Below are 19314 nucleotides of genomic sequence, written 5' to 3'. Positions count from 1 at the left end.
AAAAAGCCCTTATTTATTTTAAAACAAGGGCTTTATATATTAATTTATTTAACTGCTAAAGCCATTTCCATAAGCTTAGCACCACCTGGTACTTGCTCTGCAAACGCTTTGTGGGCAGTTTTCTTTGCGATCTCAATCCATTCAGCGTGATCTGCGGCAGTCATATATACTAACTCAACACCAGCATCTCTATAAGCATCTTCAAATGTCTTATCAAGGTTAGCTACTTGTGCTGTCATATATTTTTCAGCTACTTTTCCAGCTTTCATAAGAGCTTTTTGTTGCTTAGAACTTAAAGCATCAAAAGATTTCTTAGACATAAGGATCGGCTCATACATGAACCAAAGACCAAATTTTCCTGGGGGTGTTGCACATTTTACTTGCTCATAAATTTTGTAACTTACAAAACTTCCTGAGCTAGTATTTGCACCAGTTAATACACCTGTTTGTAGACCAGTATAAATTTCTGAAGATGGCATACTTTGAATACCAGCTCCTGCACCTTCAAGCATTTGGTTAAATGCTTTTCCAGCTGCTCTCATTACTTGACCTTTTGCATCACTAGGTTTTCTAATACATTTTGTTTTTGAAACAAAACCACCACCTAACCAAGCATCAGATAAAACAACTACACCTGCATCATTAATGATTTTTTTAATCTCAGTCATCATTGGAGATTTATTAAATCTTAGTGCATGATCATGGTTTTTAACTGTTCCTGGCATTAAAGTTGCACTGAACTCTGGGTGAAACTTTGATGCGTATCCTAAAGGGAAAGCAGATATATCTAATTGACCAGTAGTCATTGGCTTCCACTGTTCTTTAGGTTTATATAAAGATTTTGCAGGGTAAATTCTGATATCAATATCAACATTAGCTTTTTTTACTTCATCAGCAATAATTTGAACCATTTCGTGACGTGGGTCAAAAGATCCATCAGCTCTAGGAGTACCAGGCCATTGGTGACTTGCTTTTAACGTTACCGCATAAGCAGAACCAACTGTTGATAAAACTAAAACTAATGCTGTAAAATATAACGATATTTTTTTAAACATTATTATTCCTCTCATTATGTTATTTAAGAGATGCATATAATTCAAGTTCTTGGTAAGAGTCAACACTACACAAATACATTATTTTATAAAATATGGACGGTCCTTTAAAAAACCTATTAGTTCTTGATCTAACTAGAGTACTAGTTGGTCCTTATTGCACTATGATGCTCTCAGATTTGGGTGCGAGAGTAATTAAAGTAGAAGCACCTGAAGTTGGCGACGACTCTCGAAAATTTGGTCCCTTTATAGAAGATTATTCAGCTTATTTTATGTCACTTAATAGAGGTAAAGAAAGTATTGCGCTTAATCTAAAAAATGAAGATGACAAAAAAATATTTAATAAAATTCTAGCTAAAGCAGATATCTTAGTTGAAAATTTTAAACCTGGCACATTAGAGAAGTGGGGATATGGCTGGAATGATGTTTGTAAAAAATATCCAAGATTAATTTATGCATCAGCTTCTGGCTTTGGACAAACAGGCCCATTAAAAGAATTACCTGCTTACGATATGGTTGTTCAAGGTATGGGTGGGCTTATGAGTGTTACTGGTCAACCTAACTCTGAACCAACAAGAGTTGGTACATCTATCGGTGATATTACTGCAGGATTATTTACTACAGTTGGAATTAATGCAGCACTTTATGATAGAGAAAAAACTGGCAAAGGAACATTTATTGATGTTTCAATGTTGGACTGTCAAATTGCAATCTTAGAAAATGCTATAGCAAGATACCTTGCTAAAAATGAAATACCAAAACCAATGGGATCTCGTCACCCATCCATTGCTCCCTTTGAAGCTTTTAAAACAAAAGATAGTCACATCATTATAGCAGCTGGTAATGAAAAATTATTTGAAAAACTTTGTAATGTTTTAAATATTCCTGAAATATCTAAAGATCCAAAATTTAATACGAATTCATTACGATCAGAAAATATGGATGATCTTAAAAAGATACTTGAAGATAAACTTATTGTTAAGAATACTAATGACTGGGTAAGTGAAATGGAAAAAGAAAAAATTCCATGTGGTCCAATATTTAATATTAAAGAAGCTGTTGAAAACCCTCAGGTTCAAGCAAGAAATATGATTGTTAAAGCACATCACAAAGTAATCGGAGATTTTAAATTAGCAGGTAATCCAATTAAAATGTCTAATTATAAGGATGAAACAACGCGTGGTGATATTCCAGACTTAGATGAGCACAGGGAAAAAATCTTAAAGGAATTTAATAATTAACTGTTAGGTTCAGTTTCTTCTGCATCTTCTTTGGCAGTTTCAGTTTCAGCTATTTGATCTAAAGAAACTTCTGTTTCTTCACTAGCAGTTTCAGTTTCTTCACTAGCAGTTTCAGTTTCTTCACTAGCAGTTTCAGTTTCTTCACTAGCAGTTTCAGTTTCTTCACTAGCAACCTCAAGTTCTGGATTAACTTCTACTTCAGGTTCTGCTTTTGCAGTTAATTCTTCTAAATCTTCTGGTGCAACTTGAATTTTTTCTGGAATTTTTCTAGCTCTTTTAGATGGTAGAATAGGTGTTCCACTTTTAGAAATTTCACCTTTGTACATGCTGTCAAAATCATCACCGATAATTTCATCATCATCTGTTCCATCATCAACTTGTTCAACATGTTTTCTAAGTTTATGAATGGCACTATCAGTTAAGTCTGAAACTTTAATGGTTTCTTCTGCAATTTCTCTTAAAGATATAACTGTATTTTTATCATTATCTCTATCAAGAGTAGGCTCAAGACCTGAATTTAATTGAACTGCTCTTTCTTTAGCAACCAATACTAATTCGTAAGGACTTTCAACTTTATCTATGCAATCTTCTACTGTTACTCTAGCCATGCGCAGTATCTATACGGTGGTTAAAAAAAATCAAGGTTAATTTTGCAAATATTGAGGATTAAGCTTGTTCTTTATGAAGAATAGCAACGATATTGCAATTAAAACATAAGATCCTGAAACTAAAGCGATTTGTTCTATTGAAAAGCTATTATCAATCAATATTCCAAATAAAGCCGTTCCAAATGCAGTTGAAAAAACCATGAAGGCTGTTGTGAGAGCTTTAATGGAGCCAATATATTTAACCCCATAAATTTCTGCCCATGTAGCAGAACCTAAAACATTTGATAGTCCATTTGAAACCCCAATTAAACCAAGGAAGACAAAAGATGAAAATGGTGAATTAAAATAATAAAGCACAAACGTTGCAACTAATAAAGGAATGTTCATATAGATTAATAATTTTCTACTTGTAAATTTATCAATCAAAAACCCAGATAAAAATAAAGTAATAACTGATAGAACTGAATACACCATAAAGGATTGGGCTATTACATAAGGTCCCCAATTTTTAGATGAGACTATAAAAGATTGATAAACAAATGTTCCTGTTGCAATTGAAGGCATCGCCAACATAGTTAAGCAAATAATATAAAATCTGTAATCTTTTAATACTTCACTTCTTTTCCATTGTTTGATTTCTTTTGTCTTAACATCATTAAGATTTATAGTTTCTCTTGAATCTAATTTAATATTTTTTACTAATGAAAAAGTAATTATTGGTAATACTACGATGACAAAAATTGAAATAACTATCCAAATATTTCTCCAATCAACAAAAGTTAATAAAAAAATAATTAATAATGGCAAAATAAATTCAGCTAACGATAAACCAAGCCAAGTTGTACTTAATGCACGTCCCCTAGTCTTTTCAAAAAATCTTGAAATCGTTGTAGTTGCTGTGTGAGACATTAGTCCCTGACCTGACAATCTCATTAAAAAAATTGAGAAAAATAAAAATACTACTGAAGAGATTTTAGAAAATAAAAAACAAGAGATTGCTAGTAAAGCGATTACATAAGATGCAAATTTTAAAATATTAAAATCATCTATCTTTTTACCAATCCAAACTAGTATAAAACTACTTAATAAAGTTGCGGATGCATATATTGATCCAAATTGACCATGACTGATAGAAAGCGCATCTCTTATGCTTGAATTGAACAGTCCTAAAAAAAAACTCTGTCCAAAACTTGAAAAAAATGTAAATATAAAACCAAATAAAATTACTTTAAAATTCAAACTTTTAAACATAGGAAATAGAAATTATGAGCAATGTTGCATTTATAGGTTTAGGTGTCATGGGTTATCCAATGGCTGGATATATATCAAAAGCAGGCCACAATGTAACTGTTTATAATAGAACAGCTGCAAAAGCTGACAAATGGGTTGCTGAATTTAAAGGATCTAAAGCAGATACTCCTGCAAAAGCTGCTGAGGGAGCTGACTTTATATTTACCTGCGTTGGTAATGATAACGATTTAAAAGAAGTTACTTTTGGTGACAACGGTATCTTTAAAACAATTAAAAAAGGTTCAGTTTATATTGATAACACAACGGCATCCGCAACAATTGCTAGAGAGATTTACGCTCATTCATTAAAAAGTGAATTTGGTTTCTTAGATGCGCCTGTATCAGGTGGTCAAGCTGGTGCTGAAAATGCTGCACTAACCGTAATGATTGGTGGAGATCAAGCAAACTTTGATAAAGCTAAAGACATTATTGATTGTTACAGCAAAAAAATGAAATTATTAGGTGGTGCTGGAAATGGCCAATTAGCAAAAATGGTTAACCAAATTTGTATCGCAGGTCTAGTTCAAGGTTTATCAGAAGCGATTAACTTTGGAAAAAAAGCAGGTTTGAATATGGAGGATGTAATTGAGGTTATATCTAAAGGTGCTGCTCAATCATGGCAAATGGAAAATAGATACAAAACGATGATTGATGATCAGTTTGAATTTGGTTTTGCAGTAGACTGGATGAGAAAAGATTTAAAAATTGCAATGGATGAAGCTAAAAATAATGGCTCTCAACTCCCTGTAACAGAAGTTGTTGATAAGTATTATGGCGAAGTTCAAGATATGGGTGGAAACCGTTGGGACACTTCTAGTTTGATTAAAAGACTTAGTAAATAATCTATAATGCAACCAGCATACTACGAGGACTTTGATGAGATCAAAAATAAAATCTGGTCAATGTTGGATAACGCCATCAAAGATAGAAGTTCTCAATTTAGAATTCCTGTATTTATTTGTGGTGGTCAAGATGACTTTGATGGAAGAATTGTAGTCCTTAGAAAATCAGATAGAGAAAGCAATATTATCCAATACCATAGCGATATTAGATCTAATAAAATTGCTAAATTAAAATCAAATAAAAATGCAGCAATGTTATTTTATGACAAGGATGAAAAGATTCAAGTTAGACTTAAAGTTGAATGCATTGTTAATCATGAAAATGATATTACAAAACAGTCTTGGTTAAAAACAGGGCATATGAGTAGAAAATGTTATTTAGTTGATAATGGACCAGGAACATTATCTGAGACCCCAACTTCGGGACTAAAACCTGAGTTAGATAATTTTGAATTCACTATGGAGCAAAGTGAAGTGGGTTATAAAAACTTTACAGTTATTCAATGTAAAATTAAAAGTATGGAATGGCTTTATTTAGCAGCCAAAGGACATCGTCGTGCTAGATTTGATTTGGAAACTAATAAAGATACTTGGTTAATTCCTTAAAATACTGACTTAGAGTATTTTTTCCAGTTATCTTGATAATGAACAGCATTTTCAGTAATTAACTTTATCTCTTCACTTGAGACTTGTCTTACAATTTTACCAGGGGATCCAACAACTAAAGAATTATCAGGGATGACTTTATTTTCAGTGATCAGTGCATTAGCGCCTATGATGGAATTTTTTCCAATCTTTGCTCCATTTAAAATTACAGCACCAATTCCAATTAAAGAATTGTCTTCAATGGTGCACCCATGAAGCATAACTAAATGACCAATGGTTACATCTTTACCTATTTTTAATGGGTAACCTGGGTCAGTATGCAATACACTGCCATCTTGAATATTGGAGCCTTCACCAACATAAATATTTTCAACATCACCTCTTAAGGTAACATTAAACCAAATGCTGGTATTTTTTTCTAGCGTGACATCGCCAATGATGGATGCATTAGATGCAGACCAATTATTACCTAAATTTTTAACTTTTTTATCTTCCAAATCATAAAACATAACTTATATATTATTATAACATGCCGTTAAAAACTCCAATATGTGATTTCGGACAAGCTGCTAAAAGCTTTGAATTAAAGTCCACTAATAACGAAATTATAAAATTAAATGACATTAAAGGGACAAATGGAACTTTGGTTATGTTTATCTGTAACCACTGCCCTTACGTAAAAGCTGTTATTAAAGACATTGTCGAAGATTGTAAAAATTTAGAAAAACTTGGAGTAAAAGCAGTGGCCATATGCTCTAATGAAATAATTAATTACCCTGAAGATAGTTTTGAAAATATGATTAAATTTGCAAAAAAACATCAATTTAATTTCCCCTATCTATTTGATGAAACTCAAAATGTTGCAAAAAGTTATGATGCAGTGTGCACTCCTGATTTTTTTGGATACAATAATAATTTGGAATTACAATATAGAGGTCGAATAAGAGAATTAGACAATTTAAAACCGGTAAGAGCTGGTGATAGTGATTTATTTACAGCAATGAAACAAATAGCAGAGACGGGCAAAGGTCCTGAAACGCAAATTCCAAGTGTTGGCTGCGGTATTAAATGGTTAGATAATTAATGTATTTAATAGTTACAAAAACGTTTCCTCCAGAAGTTGGGGGTATGCAGAATTTAATGTGGGGGTTAGCGAATGAACTTTCAAAACACTGCATGATAAAAGTATTTGCTGATTATCATGAAAATCATAAATTATTTGATGAGCAAGTTTCTTTTTCAATAGAGCGCGTTGGTGGCATAAAACTTCTTAGAAAATATAGAAAAGCTCAATTGATCAATGAATTTATTAAAGAAAATAAAATTGATGGCATTATTGCTGATCACTGGAAAAGCTTAGAACATCTTAAAACAAATAAAAAAAAGATATGTTTGATCCATGGTAAAGAAATTAATCATGAAAAAGGCACCTCTCTTAATAAAAGAGTATTAGAGGTTTTAGATAACGTTGAAACCATCGTTGCTAATTCTGAGTACACTAAAAATTTAGCTATTTCGTTGGGCGTTCAGCAAGATAAAATTATAGTTATTAATCCTGGTATTGACGCTGTTGAAGAATTGGATAAAAAAACTTTAGATAAAGTAGAGAATTTATTAAAACATAAATCTCCTAGATTAATTACTGTCTCAAGATTTGATAAAAGAAAAAATCATGAAAAAGTAATCATGGCTCTTCGAAATTTAAAACAAATCTACCCTAGTATTGTCTATATTTGTGTGGGTTATGGAGACGAAGAGGAAAATATTAAAAAATTAGTAGCAGAACTAGGCCTTCAGCCTCAAGTGATGTTCTTTAAAGATATATCAAATCAATTGAAAAATGCACTAGTTGCTAAATCTAATATTTTTGTAATGCCATCGATTGTTCATAAAAAATCAGTTGAAGGATTTGGTATTGCTTATGTTGAGGCTGCTCAATATGGATTACCTTCTCTTGGAGGAAAAGATGGTGGCGCCACCGATGCAATTGAGCATGAAAGAACGGGTTTAATCTGTGATGGTAATAAATTAGATGAAGTTTATTCTTCTATTAATTCAATGTTAGAAAATAATAAATATCTAGAGTATGGAAAAGCTGCCAAAGAAAATTCTACTAAATTTAAGTGGAGTACAATTATTGAAGAATATAAAAAAATTCTAAACTAAATCTTTTTATTTTTAATTGTTTTATAGATTTGCCATCCAACAATTAGAATTGTAAATCCTATTATTGTAGCAGTAAGAGGTCTGTCCCATAAAAATGTCCAAGAGCCATCACTTATTAATAGTGATCTTCTTAAATTTTCTTCCATTAATCCACCAAGTACAAAGGCTAATATGAGTGGTGGCATTGGAAAATCATATAAGCGCATAAAGGTTGCAACAACAGCAATTCCAATCATTAAATAAATATCAAAATTATTAAATGACATTACGTAAATTCCTGTAATTGAAAAAAATAAAATAAGTGGAATTAAATAGTTTTTAGGAACTGCGAGTATTCTTGCTATGTAAGGTATTAAAGGTAAGTTTAGAATAAGCAACACTACCATTCCAATATACATGGACATAATAACTGACCAAAAAATTTCAGGATTAGTTATATAAAGTCTAGGTCCCGGTTGAATTCCAAATCCTAATAAGGCACCAAGCATTACAGCGGTTGTTCCACTTCCGGGTATTCCTAAAGTTAGTAAAGGGACAAAAGCTCCAGAGCACGCTGCATTATTTGCAGTTTCTGGTGCAGTTAAACCATGAACGCTTCCTTTACCAAATTTTTCTTTTTCCTCATCGCTAACAAAATTTCTTTCCATTCCATAAGCTAGAAATGATGCAATAGTTGCTCCAGCACCTGGTAAAACTCCAATTAAAAAACCAATAACTGAATTTCGAGGAATAGCTTTCAACATTTTGCCTCTCTCTTCTTTATTAATCTTGATTGAACCAAGCTCTGTTAATGAAACTTGTTTAGCAACTGCAGATGGATCATTTCGTTTTAAAATAATTGTTAAGGCTTCACTCATAGCAAAAGTTGCCATCACAACTAAAACAAAACTTATCCCATCAGACAAATTCATATTATTAAAAGTAAATCTTGTAATATCAGATAAAGAATCTTGCCCGACTGACGCTAACATTAAGCCTAAAACAACCATCATCATTGCTTTTAAAAATTGTCCCTTTGATGAAAAGGCTGCAATTGCTGTTAAACCTAAAATCATTAAAGCAAAATAATCTGGTGACCTAAAAGATAAACTTACTTTAGATAAGCTTGGCGCAAGAAATAATAAATAAATTGAAGCAAGTGTTCCACCTGCAAAAGAACTCCAAGCAGCAATAGCTAAAGCTTTTCCTGCTTTACCTTGTTGAGCCATTGGATATCCATCAAATGATGTTGCAACAGTTCCAGGAACACCCGGAGCATTTAATAAAATTGATGAAGTTGATCCACCAAATACTGCACCATAATAAACACCTGCCATTAAAATTAATCCAGTAGCTGGATCAAAACCATAAGTAATAGGTATCATTAATGCAATTGCCGTCATTGGTCCAAGACCAGGTAGCATCCCAATGATGGTTCCAAAAAAACAACCAATCATAACCATGAATATGTTTTGAAATGTAAGAGCTGTTTTTAAACCAATTAAAATTCCTTCAATCACCCCATAACTCCAATCAGTTTTAAAAATGGATCTCTTAGATAAATTTCAAGTACTCCATGTAAAAGGTACATAAAAGCACCAACAAAAGGGAAAGAGAGTAAAAATATTAATTTCCACCTTCTCTCACCTAACGCATAATAAGAAGATGCTAAAAATAGAGAGGTAGTTAAAAAATAACCTACTTTTAATATAGTTGCTCCATAAATAATTGCTATGATCACAAGTATAGCCGTTTTCTTGTACTCTAAATTATTATGATCAACTTTAATGGTATTACGCTCTGGTAAAATAATTTTTAAACCAGAAAAAAATAAACCTGCATAACCTAAATAGATTGGAAATGTTCTGGCATTAAAAGGTGCGTTTTCATCAAATGAAAAAACTTGAATTTGATATGCGATATATAAATAGAATGCTGAGAAAATAAAAAAGAGCAGTGATATAATCTTTGTAGTATTTATATTCACTGCTCTAATTTTTAAATAACCCTAAAGGATTATATAACTCCCAATTTCTTCATAAGAGCTGTCATTTCTACAGTTTGCTTTTCTAAGAATTTAACAAAATCCTTATCTGAGTTATAAATATTAACCCAAGCATTTCTTTTTCTAACAGCTTCCCATTCAGGAGTTTTCATAACTTTACCTAACATTGTAGATAAAGCTTTTTTATCTTTATTGCTCATATTAGGAGGTCCAAAAAATCCTCTCCAGTTTACGAACTGAACATCGTAACCTTGTTCTTTTAGAGTTGGTGCATCTGGTGCATCAGCTACTCTTGAAGGAGCAGTTATACCAATAATTCTTACTTGGTCTCTTGCACCCATAAGTTCACCTAAACCTGTAGAGATAATTTGAGTTTCTCCAGATAAAAGTCCGGCTAACGCTTTTCCACCAGCATCATAAGGTATGTAAACAACATCATTTGGATTAGCACCAGCAGCTTGGAAAGCTAAAGCACCAATTAAATGGTCCATACTTCCTCTTACTGATCCACCAGCCATTTTGATAGAGCTTGGATTCTTTTTGTATGCATCAACTACATCTTTAAAGTTTTTGTAAGGTGAGTCTTTTGCAACTGCAATTGCACCGTAGTCACCAATTACACCTGCGATTGGTGTAACATCTTTATAAGATAGAACTCCAGACCCTGAAACATAACCTTCATGTCTAGTGATAGATCTTAAAACTAGCGGTGTAGATTGTACTAAAACCGTATTTTTAGGTTGAGTATTAATCATGAAAGCTAAAGCTTTTCCACCACCACCACCTGACATATTTTCAAATGATGCACTTTTTAACATTCCTGATTTTGTTAAAGCTTCTCCAGTACCTCTAGCAGTTCCATCCCATCCACCACCAGCACCACCACCAATTACGAAATGGATTTTATCCATTGCGATTGAATTTGTTGCTGTTGCAGAGAATAATACAATTGCTGAAAATAGTACTGAAACTATTTTTTTAATGTTTTTCATTATTTCCTCTTTATTATTAGTTAATAAGACATTTACTTGAAATCTTTATCAATAGTCAATACCACTCTACCGTGTTGTTCTATCAGTTAGAACATGCTATTCTACCTAGTAGAATATGATTAAAATAAAAAAAAAAATTGATGGCGTTGAGGCAGTAAACAAAGCACTAGAGATTATAAATTGTTTCACACTAAAGAAAGAAACATTAAGCATAACTGAAATTTCAAAAATTACAGGTGATTATAAAAGTAGAGTTTCTAGAATATCAAGATCATTAGAAAATTATGGGTTTTTAAGAAGAATTGATAACGGTACATTTAAACTTGGAAGTTCAATTGGAAGGCTAATAGAAGTTTATGATGATAGTTTCAATTTTAAAAAACTTATAAAAGATGAATTAGATTTCATAATGACAAAATCAAATGAAACAGCTAGTTTTTTTGTAAAACAAAAAAATTATAGAACTTGTTTGATAACTAGTGAGCCCAATAAACCCATAAAACACACAATCCAAACTGGATTAAAAAGACCTCTAGACAAAGGTTCAAGCGGACATGTTCTTTCATCATTTCATAATTTACCAATTAAAAATAAAGAAACTATTCTTAAAAACCAATATTCGATGTCTTTTGGTGAAAGAGATAGAGAGATCGCTTCTGTTTCTGTTCCAGTAATACCAACTAAAAACAAAATTTTAGGATCACTAACAATTACAGGACACATTAGTAATTTTAATAAAAAAAATTGTTTATCGTTTTTAAATATTTTAAGATTATCAAGAATTAAGATTGAAAAAAAACTTAAAAAAATTTCATAATATGAACACTTCTCTCGATTTAAATAAAGAAGCTTTAAAACAATTATTTTCTAAAAAATTTCTATTAGTCATTTTAATTTCAATCCCGAGTGCAATTGTAGCTGACTATTTTAATATTCCATTGGCGTGGATGCTTGGTCCTATGCTTGCAGTTTCAGTTGCAGCATTAAGTGGAATAAAAATTAAGATGCCAAAACTAGCTTTAAGTTCAATTTTAATAGTTCTTGGTCTTCATATTGGAAATTATATAGATCAGAATTTAATCAATCAGATGACTGAATGGGTGTGGACTTCAATAATAATGTTTGTCTATATTTTGATAAGTATTTTAATTGTATCTAAATATTTACAAAGATTTTCAGGTTATAATGTCAAAACTTCTATTTTTTCAGCGGCTCCGGGAGCTTTAGGTCCATTAATGATATTAGCTGAACATGAAAAATCTGACTTATCTCAAGTTGCTACATCACATTTAATTAGGTTAATTATAATAATAACCGTCATTCCCTTTTTTGTTGTTAACTATTCAACAAATGAAGCTCTAATAATTGAAAAATTTAATTACTTAGATCAAAATCATTTTCATCTTTTAATCCTCTTAATCGGCTCAATATCATTAATTTTCCTATTTGATAAAATTGGTGTGCCTGCTGCATTATTATCTGGGACATTAGTTGCAAGTGGAATTCTACAAATATCTGAAGTTGCTTCCTACAAACTGCCAGATGAAAGTATAAATTTTTGTTTGCTTATTTTGGGTGCCTCTGTTGGTTGTCGTTTTGCAGACAAGTCATTAAAAGAAGTTGTAGGTAATACGCTCCATAGTTTTATTGCAACTGTAATACTAGTAACTCTTGGATTGTTAGCTGCAATTGTTGCCACATACTTTGTCGATACCAATTTCTTAACTCTACTCTTGTCTTTCTCTCCTGGTGGAATTTATGAGGTAGCGGTTATTGCAATAGCTTTTGATTTAGATCCTAACTTTGTAGCATTTCATCATATTATTAGATTGTTGATGATACTATTTACTATTCCTGTTATATTGAAAATTATTGGTAAGAAATTAAATTAATATTTTTTCTAAAACTTTACCTGCACTTAATTTTTCCAAATCATCAACTTGAATTGCTTGAAAGTTTTCTCGTTCAATACTAACTTTGTAAGCAGTTGTGTGTTTACCAAATAAAGTCAAACCTTTTGCTCCAAGATGTGCCGAAATATGAGCTGGACCTGTATCATTTGCAATAACAAATGAACTTTCTTTAATCAAACTTGCTAGTTGCGATATATCAAGGGCTTTACCATTATCTAAAATTGAATCAGCATTAATATTTTTTGCATCATCAATTTCAGATGGTCCTGGAGCTACTACAACTTTAATTTGCTCTCCATATTTATCGTTAATTAACTCTATTAGCTCATTGTAATGAGGCCATTTTTTATGAGTTAGTTGAGCTGAACAAAAAGGAAATAAAACAATATATTTGTCTAAATTAAATTGCTGCTTAATATTATCAATATTGGCAACAACCCAACTAAGGTTTGGTTTCATTGTATGCTCAGTTTTAATTCCAGAAGTTTTGAGTTGATGATCAAATCTATCTAGAACAGGATTTTTATCAAATTCTTCTTTTGAGATATTGCTTGGCAAAGTAGTTTCTGAACTAGACCAAGTATTTAAATTTGCTTTTGGAAATAAAATATTCTTATAAAATTTTGTTCTAGATGAGTTTTGTAAATCATAAACTTTTTTTATCTTTAGTTTCTTTAAAGTTCTCATCAATAAATATAGATAGATTAAATTAAACCTTGATAGACGTCTGTCTAAAATAACATTGTGAATAAATGAATTTTTTCTAAATAATTCAAAATAAGGTTTTGTTGTTAATATATGTATTTGATCTTCTGGGTAGTTTTCAGAAATATCTTGAATTGCCCCACAAGCTTGAGCTATATCTCCTAAAGAACCATGTTTGATAATTAAAATATTAGACATATTTCTAACAACTTAACATAGTATAAACTTTTATGAATAAAATTCTTGTTGAAGTATCGGTGGGAGAACTTTTAGATAAAATTTCGATTTTAGAGATCAAACAAGAAAAAATTAAAGACCCTGAAAAACTAAAATTTATTAATGATGAGCACAATAATTTAAAAGATCAATTAGATAACAATGTAAAATCTGATGAAAAAATTAATACACTTTTTCAATCACTAAAAAATATTAATGCAAAGTTATGGGTCATTGAAGATGATAAAAGATTGTGTGAAAAAAATTCTGATTTTACTGAAAAGTTTATAAAATTATCACGAGATGTTCATTTTTTAAATGATGATCGTGCTAAGATAAAGTTGGAAATGAACAATCACACAGGCTCTAAGATTAAAGAGATTAAAGAATATACTTCTTATTAACTTTTTCCTTATTTGGCGCTATTATATATTTGTATGATTCTTAAAAAATTGACTTTTATTTTTTATTTTACTAATAACCTTGCAGTCTTGTAACACTGTTACAGGAACAATTGAGGGTACTGCAATTGGTGTAGCAAAGGACGTTAAGACAACTTATCATTACACAACATGTGTTTTTACTAAAGTTTAGTGTGGTGATCTTGATTTAAATTAAAAGTATTATTGAAAACTGTATTTTTTTTCTAAATATTTTATCAGATTGTGAATGATAAAAGTCATAAATAAATAAATTCCGCCCGCTAAAAGAAACACCTCTAAGGGTTTGTATGTTGTTGATACAATATGTTTTGCAACACCTGTGATATCCATTAATGTGACAGTGCTTGCAAGCGATGTACCTTTCATCATTAATATAATTTCATTACCATAAGCTGGTAAAGATTGTCTAATTGCTACTGGAATTTGAATTTTATATAAAATAATTTTATTTGATATCCCTAGACTTTTACCTGCTTCTATAATTCCAGGTTTAATAGTTTGAAAAGCTGATCTTAAAATTTCCGAAGTATAAGCCCCCGTATTTAAAGCAAATGCAATAATTGCACAAAAATAGGGTTCTTTTAATATTACCCAAAGAAAGGTTGATCTTAACCATTCGATTTGTCCAAGACCATAATAAATTATAAATATTTGAACTAATAAAGGAGTTCCTCTAAATAAATAAGAATACCCATAAGCAAATTTATTAATAAATGGGTTTTTGTTTAATCTTAAAACTGCAAATAAAAAACCGATAATTAAGCCTATGATTAAAGATGCTGATAATAACTTTAAAGTTATAACTGCTGCACTAAGTAGCTTTGGCAAACTTGTTATCATTAAATCAAAATCCATTAAAAGCCCTTACTGTATTTAACTTCAAGTCTATTAATTAAATTCATGCTCAAAAATGTTAGCATCAAATACAAAACTGCAGCAAAACAATAAAAGAATAGAGGATCTCTAGTTGAACCTGCTGCAATATAAGATTGTCTCATGATTTCAACCAAGCCTGTAACTGATATTAGTGATGTATCTTTTAAAGTGATTTGCCAAACATTACTTAAGTTTGGAATAGCAAGTCTTAACATTTGAGGAAGAATTATTTTATAAAATTGAGCAAATTTACTAACACCTAAAACTTTGGCAGCTTCAAATTGACCTTTGTCTATTGATTGAATGGCACCTCTAAATACTTCTGTTGAATAAGCTCCAGATATAATACCGATTGCAACTGAACCCGTAATAAATGCATTAATTTCTATGTATTCAAAGTATCCAAAAATTGAAGCAACGTACATTATTGCTCCACTACCTCCAAAAAAGAAAAGGTAGATTACTAATAATTCAGGAACACCTCTAATTACTGTGGTGTAAGTATTTCCAATGAAATTTAAAAATTTATTATTTGATAATTTTAGTGGTGTAAAAATTAATGAAAATAAAAAACCAATTAACATTGCAGTAACTGCTACTGCAATTGTCATTAGGGTTGCATAAAACAACTCGTCTCCCCAGCCTGTTTTTCCGAATGATAAAAGGTCCATATCGAAAGGGCGACTAAATAAATAGTCGCCTTTTCAAAATATTATTTACATAGAAGCGTCAAAGCCAAAATGCTTGATCGCTAATTTGCTGATGATTCCTTTTTTTCTAGCAGTATTGATTGCTTTGTTGAAATCCTTTAGAAGTTTAGCATCTCTTTTACCAATCGTATCAGTTCCGCCTTGTCTTATTCCAACTCCAACACCATTACCAAAAGCACCACCTGAAAAAGTAGGTCCAACTAATACTACTGGTTTTCCTGATTTATCCGCATAATCAGTGAATGCAACTGCTGCAGCTAATGCAACATCACATCTACCAGAAGTTAAGTCTAAGTTTACTTCATCTTGAGTTTTGTAAGTTCTAACATTTACTTTACCTACATCACCAGACTCTAAAAAGTTTTGGTGAATAGTTCCAGTTTGTGTACAAACAGTTTTTCCAGCAAGTGCAGCAGTTAAAGTCTTAAGAGTTTTCTTAACAGCACTTCCACCTAAAGTTAAATTAATACCTTCTGGTGTATCCATGCTCTCTAAACTTGAACCTTTCATTACTGCAAGGGCTGCAACTTCGTCTGCATAACCTTGTGAAAAAGTAATTGTTTTTTGTCTTTCAGCAGTAATTGACATTCCTGCCATGATCGCATCAAACTTTCTCATTAACAAAGCTGGAATCATTCCATCCCAATCTTGTTCAACGATAGTACATTCATGTTTCATGATTGCACAAAGTTCTTTTGCTAATTCAACCTCAAAACCAATAAGAGCACCTGATGCATCCTTAGAGTTCCATGGTGGGTAAGCACCTTCTGTTCCAATCTTTATTTTATCAGCGTAAACATTTCCGATTAATAATAAAGAAGCAATAACACTTAATATTGTTTTTTTAAATATATTCATTTTTTCCTCCATATGATTATGAGGATTTATTTCACAATTTTAATAATTTAAAAAGAAATTTTTAGTGGTTAATTGATGATGAAAAGTTCCAAGAACAGTCAAAACTTGGGATGTAAACCCTATCCAAAGTTGTATTTCCAAAATTCTTATTGAAAACATCTAGCCATTTCTCTACTTGCTCTGGTTTCTTATCTTGACTACCTACTTGAGTGGTAATTACTCCATTTGGCTTTAATATTCTAATTAACGAATCCATATTTTTGGCTGCAAGATCAATACAAAACTGATCATCATTAAGATCTACAAAAATTTTATCATATTTATCATCTTCAACGGATTTTATACTTTCAAAAGCATCTCCCCAAATACATTTAACTGAATTTTTTTCTGTTGATTTATTACCAATGCTTCCAAGATGTTTGTTGCAAACTTCAACTACTTCTGGATCAAGCTCATACCAATCTATAAAATCAAAACCTTTAGACATACACTCTCTTGCAACTCCACCATCACCACCACCAATAATTGCAGCTGTTCCCATGTCTTTATTTAATTTTAAAGCAGCGTTTACAAATGTTGAGCTGTATAAAACTTCATCATTTGTTGCCACTTGTATTTCGTTATCTATAAAAAGTGATTTACCAAATTGCTCTAAATCTAAAATTTCTATATGTTGACCTACTTTTGATTTAAAATCTTCTAAAACTTCATTTACAACATATGACTTTTGTAATCCAGGTGAACTGTAAATATCATGATATAAGGATTTGCTATCTCTATTAAATTCTTTTTTAACAATTCTTTTATGTTTAAATTCCTTTTTAACAATTTCTAAAGCTATAGATGGACTAACCTTTCCACATGTAAAAAAATCAAAACTAATAATTCCTTTCTCAGGAAATGTATGAAAACTAATATGACTTTCGGCCAATAGTGCAAGTATTGTAAAACCCTGTGGTTCAAATTTATATTTAGAAATTTCAAGGACTGTTACTTCTGCAGCTTTTGCAATTTTATGTATAACACTCTCAAATAATGATGGGTCATACTCTTGAGTAGTTCCAATAATATCTAAAGTTACGTGTTCACCTACTTTAGTCATAAAAAATTATCCCCTCTTATAATTTTTTGCTTTACTTAAAACTTTACTCATTTCTTTTGATGATAAAATTTTAGGCTTACCAATTTTTAGGGCTTTTATATACTGGTTCGAAAGATTTTCAACCTCTTCTGCTAATTCAAATGCTTTTGATAAATTTTCTGAAAATGCAATTTGTCCGTGATTACCTATTAAGCAAGCTTTTCTCAGTTTTAATGCTTTGATAATATTTCTAGATAATTCTCTTGTGCCATAAGTTGCATATTTTGCACACTTAATGTCATTACCACCTGCCATAGCAACCATATAATGAAATGCCGGAATTCCTTTTCCGTGAGTAGAGATTGCAGTTGCATAATTTGAGTGTGCGTGAACAATTGCTTTAGCTTCTTTTTTATTTAAGTAAATATCCTGGTGAAACCTCCATTCAGAAGATGGTATTCCTTTTTTTTTATCAAACTTCCCTTTGAGAGTTACAAAAACTATGTCTTTATTTTTTAATGATGAATATTTTGCACCTGAAGGTGTAATTAAAAAACCGTCTTTATATCTACAAGATATATTGCCTGATCTTAATGCTGAAAGCTTTTTAGTGTTAAGCATTTTAGCATATTTAATAACTTCTGCTCTTAAATTTATCATTATTTAAACATTTTATTTAATGCATCACTTGATGCTTCACAAATTCCTTTTTCTGTAATTAATCCTGTAACATACTTTGCAGGTGTTACATCAAAAGCTAAATTCATTGCTTTGCTTTTTTTAGGATAAATTAAAACTTTTTTTATTTCATTATTTTCATCCAAACCCTCAACATGAGACAGTTCTTCTGAATTTCTTTCTTCAATTGGAATATCTTTTCCCTCTTTAATTTTCCAATCAATAGTCGAGCTGGGTAACGCCACATAAAACGGGACATTATTATCATGAGCAGCCAAAGCTTTGAGGTAAGTGCCTATCTTATTACAAACATCTCCATTAGATAAAGTTCTGTCTGTTCCAACGATACACATATCAACATCACCTCTTTGCATTAAAATTCCACCTGTATTATCTGCAATAATTGTATTTGGAATATTTTCTTCATTTAATTCATATGAAGTTAAATTAGCACCTTGGTTTCTAGGTCTTGTTTCATCAACCCAAACATGCACCGGAATACCCTTTTGATGAGCATGGTAAATAGGAGAAGTTGCTGTGCCCCAATTAATTGTTGCTAACCATCCTGCATTACAGTGAGTTAAAATATTAACTGTATCTTTTTTTTTATTATAAATTTCCTCAATTATTTTCAGCCCATTAATACCTATGCTTTCACAAAATTTTTCATCTTCATCACATATTTCTTTAGCTTCTTTTAAGGCTATATCTAAAATTTGATCACTATTAATTCCTAATAATTTTTTCATCATACGATCTACTGCCCATTTTAAGTTTATAGCAGTAGGTCTCGATTCAATTAATTCTTCGGAACTTTTTTTTATAAATTCAGGGTCGTTATTTTCTTGAATCGCTAGAGCTATTCCATAAGCAGCAGTTCCACCGATTAAAGGTGCTCCTCTTACTTCCATTACCTTAATAGCATTAATTGCGTCTTTAACTGTTTTAAGATCTTTAATTATAAATTGATGTGGAAGTTTAGTTTGGTCAATAATCTTAACCATATTATCTTCAAACCAAATTGTTCTATATTCTTTATTTTGTATTTTCATT

General features: G+C 31.1%; 22 protein-coding genes. 8 read left to right on the top strand and 14 right to left on the bottom strand.

Annotated elements, in window-relative coordinates; all coding sequences use genetic code 11:
- Positions 1 to 44: 44 nt before the first annotated feature.
- On the bottom strand, positions 45 to 1055 hold the full coding sequence (dctP, locus tag ABXT39_RS02285) for a TRAP transporter substrate-binding protein DctP (protein WP_271482773.1): 1011 nt from the start codon (positions 1053 to 1055) through the stop codon (positions 45 to 47).
- 92 nt (positions 1056 to 1147) lie between these two features.
- Between dctP and ABXT39_RS02280 the strand changes: the two genes are divergently transcribed.
- Entirely contained in the window at positions 1148 to 2293 is a 1146-nt protein-coding gene (locus tag ABXT39_RS02280) for a CaiB/BaiF CoA transferase family protein (RefSeq protein ID WP_415295664.1), read from the top strand.
- Here ABXT39_RS02280 and rpoZ read toward each other — a convergent pair.
- Both rpoZ and ABXT39_RS02270 read right to left on the bottom strand, forming a co-directional pair.
- On the bottom strand, positions 2290 to 2901 hold the full coding sequence (gene rpoZ / locus ABXT39_RS02275) for a DNA-directed RNA polymerase subunit omega (RefSeq protein ID WP_415295663.1): 612 nt from the start codon (positions 2899 to 2901) through the stop codon (positions 2290 to 2292). The genes ABXT39_RS02280 and rpoZ overlap by 4 nt on opposite strands.
- A gap of 36 nt (positions 2902 to 2937) precedes the next feature.
- Positions 2938 to 4152, bottom strand: a complete 1215-nt coding sequence (locus ABXT39_RS02270; protein ID WP_415295662.1) for an MFS transporter — start codon at positions 4150 to 4152, stop codon at positions 2938 to 2940.
- 14 nt (positions 4153 to 4166) lie between these two features.
- Here ABXT39_RS02270 and ABXT39_RS02265 point away from each other — a divergent pair, with 14 nt between their 5' ends.
- A complete protein-coding gene (locus tag ABXT39_RS02265) occupies positions 4167 to 5033 on the top strand; it encodes an NAD(P)-dependent oxidoreductase (RefSeq protein ID WP_415295661.1) in 867 nt (288 codons plus the stop codon).
- A 6-nt stretch (positions 5034 to 5039) separates the two neighbouring features.
- Positions 5040 to 5639, top strand: a complete 600-nt coding sequence (locus ABXT39_RS02260; protein ID WP_415295660.1) for a flavin-binding protein — start codon at positions 5040 to 5042, stop codon at positions 5637 to 5639.
- Here ABXT39_RS02260 and ABXT39_RS02255 read toward each other — a convergent pair.
- The gene (locus ABXT39_RS02255; protein WP_415295659.1) at positions 5636 to 6148 is read right to left on the bottom strand and encodes a gamma carbonic anhydrase family protein; all 513 of its coding nucleotides are present in this window, start codon (positions 6146 to 6148) and stop codon (positions 5636 to 5638) included. The two genes, ABXT39_RS02260 and ABXT39_RS02255, sit on opposite strands and share 4 nt — an antisense overlap.
- Before the next feature lie 20 nt (positions 6149 to 6168).
- Between ABXT39_RS02255 and ABXT39_RS02250 the strand changes: the two genes are divergently transcribed.
- Positions 6169 to 6723, top strand: a complete 555-nt coding sequence (locus tag ABXT39_RS02250) for a thioredoxin family protein (RefSeq protein WP_415295658.1) — start codon at positions 6169 to 6171, stop codon at positions 6721 to 6723.
- Positions 6723 to 7805: a glycosyltransferase family 4 protein gene (locus ABXT39_RS02245; protein ID WP_415295657.1), complete on the top strand. Its 1083-nt coding sequence runs from the start codon at positions 6723 to 6725 to the stop codon at positions 7803 to 7805. Before ABXT39_RS02250 ends, ABXT39_RS02245 begins: the two co-directional genes overlap by 1 nt.
- Here the strand turns inward: ABXT39_RS02245 and ABXT39_RS02240 are convergent.
- From ABXT39_RS02240 to ABXT39_RS02230, 3 genes are read right to left on the bottom strand one after another with little or no spacing between them, the layout of a single operon-like run.
- Positions 7802 to 9304 (bottom strand): tripartite tricarboxylate transporter permease, encoded by a 1503-nt coding sequence (locus ABXT39_RS02240; protein WP_415295656.1) that lies wholly within the window; start codon positions 9302 to 9304, stop codon positions 7802 to 7804. The two genes, ABXT39_RS02245 and ABXT39_RS02240, sit on opposite strands and share 4 nt — an antisense overlap.
- Positions 9301 to 9771: a tripartite tricarboxylate transporter TctB family protein gene (locus ABXT39_RS02235; protein WP_415289891.1), complete on the bottom strand. Its 471-nt coding sequence runs from the start codon at positions 9769 to 9771 to the stop codon at positions 9301 to 9303. Before ABXT39_RS02235 ends, ABXT39_RS02240 begins: the two co-directional genes overlap by 4 nt.
- 29 nt (positions 9772 to 9800) lie before the next feature.
- A complete protein-coding gene (locus tag ABXT39_RS02230; RefSeq protein WP_415295655.1) occupies positions 9801 to 10781 on the bottom strand; it encodes a tripartite tricarboxylate transporter substrate binding protein in 981 nt (326 codons plus the stop codon).
- 115 nt (positions 10782 to 10896) lie between these two features.
- Here ABXT39_RS02230 and ABXT39_RS02225 point away from each other — a divergent pair, with 115 nt between their 5' ends.
- Together ABXT39_RS02225 and ABXT39_RS02220 are read left to right on the top strand one after the other, a co-directional pair.
- A complete protein-coding gene (locus tag ABXT39_RS02225) occupies positions 10897 to 11598 on the top strand; it encodes an IclR family transcriptional regulator (protein ID WP_006996686.1) in 702 nt (233 codons plus the stop codon).
- Position 11599: 1 nt separating this feature from the next.
- On the top strand, positions 11600 to 12673 hold the full coding sequence (locus ABXT39_RS02220) for an AbrB family transcriptional regulator (protein WP_415295654.1): 1074 nt from the start codon (positions 11600 to 11602) through the stop codon (positions 12671 to 12673).
- Here ABXT39_RS02220 and ABXT39_RS02215 read toward each other — a convergent pair.
- Positions 12665 to 13597 (bottom strand): glycosyltransferase family 9 protein, encoded by a 933-nt coding sequence (locus tag ABXT39_RS02215; RefSeq protein WP_415295653.1) that lies wholly within the window; start codon positions 13595 to 13597, stop codon positions 12665 to 12667. The genes ABXT39_RS02220 and ABXT39_RS02215 overlap by 9 nt on opposite strands.
- Before the next feature lie 32 nt (positions 13598 to 13629).
- On the opposite strand from ABXT39_RS02215, the gene ABXT39_RS02210 reads away from it, so the two are divergent.
- The gene (locus tag ABXT39_RS02210; RefSeq protein ID WP_415295652.1) at positions 13630 to 14019 is read left to right on the top strand and encodes a DUF6165 family protein; all 390 of its coding nucleotides are present in this window, start codon (positions 13630 to 13632) and stop codon (positions 14017 to 14019) included.
- 219 nt (positions 14020 to 14238) lie between these two features.
- Here the strand turns inward: ABXT39_RS02210 and ABXT39_RS02205 are convergent, their stop codons facing one another.
- The 6 genes from ABXT39_RS02205 to mtnA form a co-directional block, all read right to left on the bottom strand.
- The gene (locus ABXT39_RS02205) at positions 14239 to 14913 is read right to left on the bottom strand and encodes an ABC transporter permease (protein ID WP_415295651.1); all 675 of its coding nucleotides are present in this window, start codon (positions 14911 to 14913) and stop codon (positions 14239 to 14241) included.
- Positions 14913 to 15605, bottom strand: a complete 693-nt coding sequence (locus ABXT39_RS02200; RefSeq protein WP_415295650.1) for an ABC transporter permease — start codon at positions 15603 to 15605, stop codon at positions 14913 to 14915. Before ABXT39_RS02200 ends, ABXT39_RS02205 begins: the two co-directional genes overlap by 1 nt.
- A 45-nt stretch (positions 15606 to 15650) precedes the next feature.
- A complete protein-coding gene (locus ABXT39_RS02195; RefSeq protein WP_415295649.1) occupies positions 15651 to 16502 on the bottom strand; it encodes a transporter substrate-binding domain-containing protein in 852 nt (283 codons plus the stop codon).
- Positions 16503 to 16563: 61 nt separating this feature from the next.
- On the bottom strand, positions 16564 to 17604 hold the full coding sequence (gene speD, locus ABXT39_RS02190; protein WP_415295648.1) for an adenosylmethionine decarboxylase: 1041 nt from the start codon (positions 17602 to 17604) through the stop codon (positions 16564 to 16566).
- Between the two features lie 6 nt (positions 17605 to 17610).
- Entirely contained in the window at positions 17611 to 18243 is a 633-nt protein-coding gene (locus ABXT39_RS02185; protein WP_415295647.1) for a class II aldolase/adducin family protein, read from the bottom strand.
- The gene (mtnA, locus tag ABXT39_RS02180; protein WP_415295646.1) at positions 18243 to 19313 is read right to left on the bottom strand and encodes an S-methyl-5-thioribose-1-phosphate isomerase; all 1071 of its coding nucleotides are present in this window, start codon (positions 19311 to 19313) and stop codon (positions 18243 to 18245) included. The genes ABXT39_RS02185 and mtnA overlap by 1 nt, the downstream gene beginning before the upstream one ends.
- Position 19314: the final 1 nt, after the last annotated feature.

The organism is Candidatus Pelagibacter sp. Uisw_113, from assembly GCF_047717815.1.
In the GTDB taxonomy this organism is placed as follows: Bacteria; Pseudomonadota; Alphaproteobacteria; order Pelagibacterales; family Pelagibacteraceae; genus Pelagibacter.
Note: the sequence above shows the minus strand (reverse complement) of the source record. Positions and strands in the feature narration are given on the sequence as shown.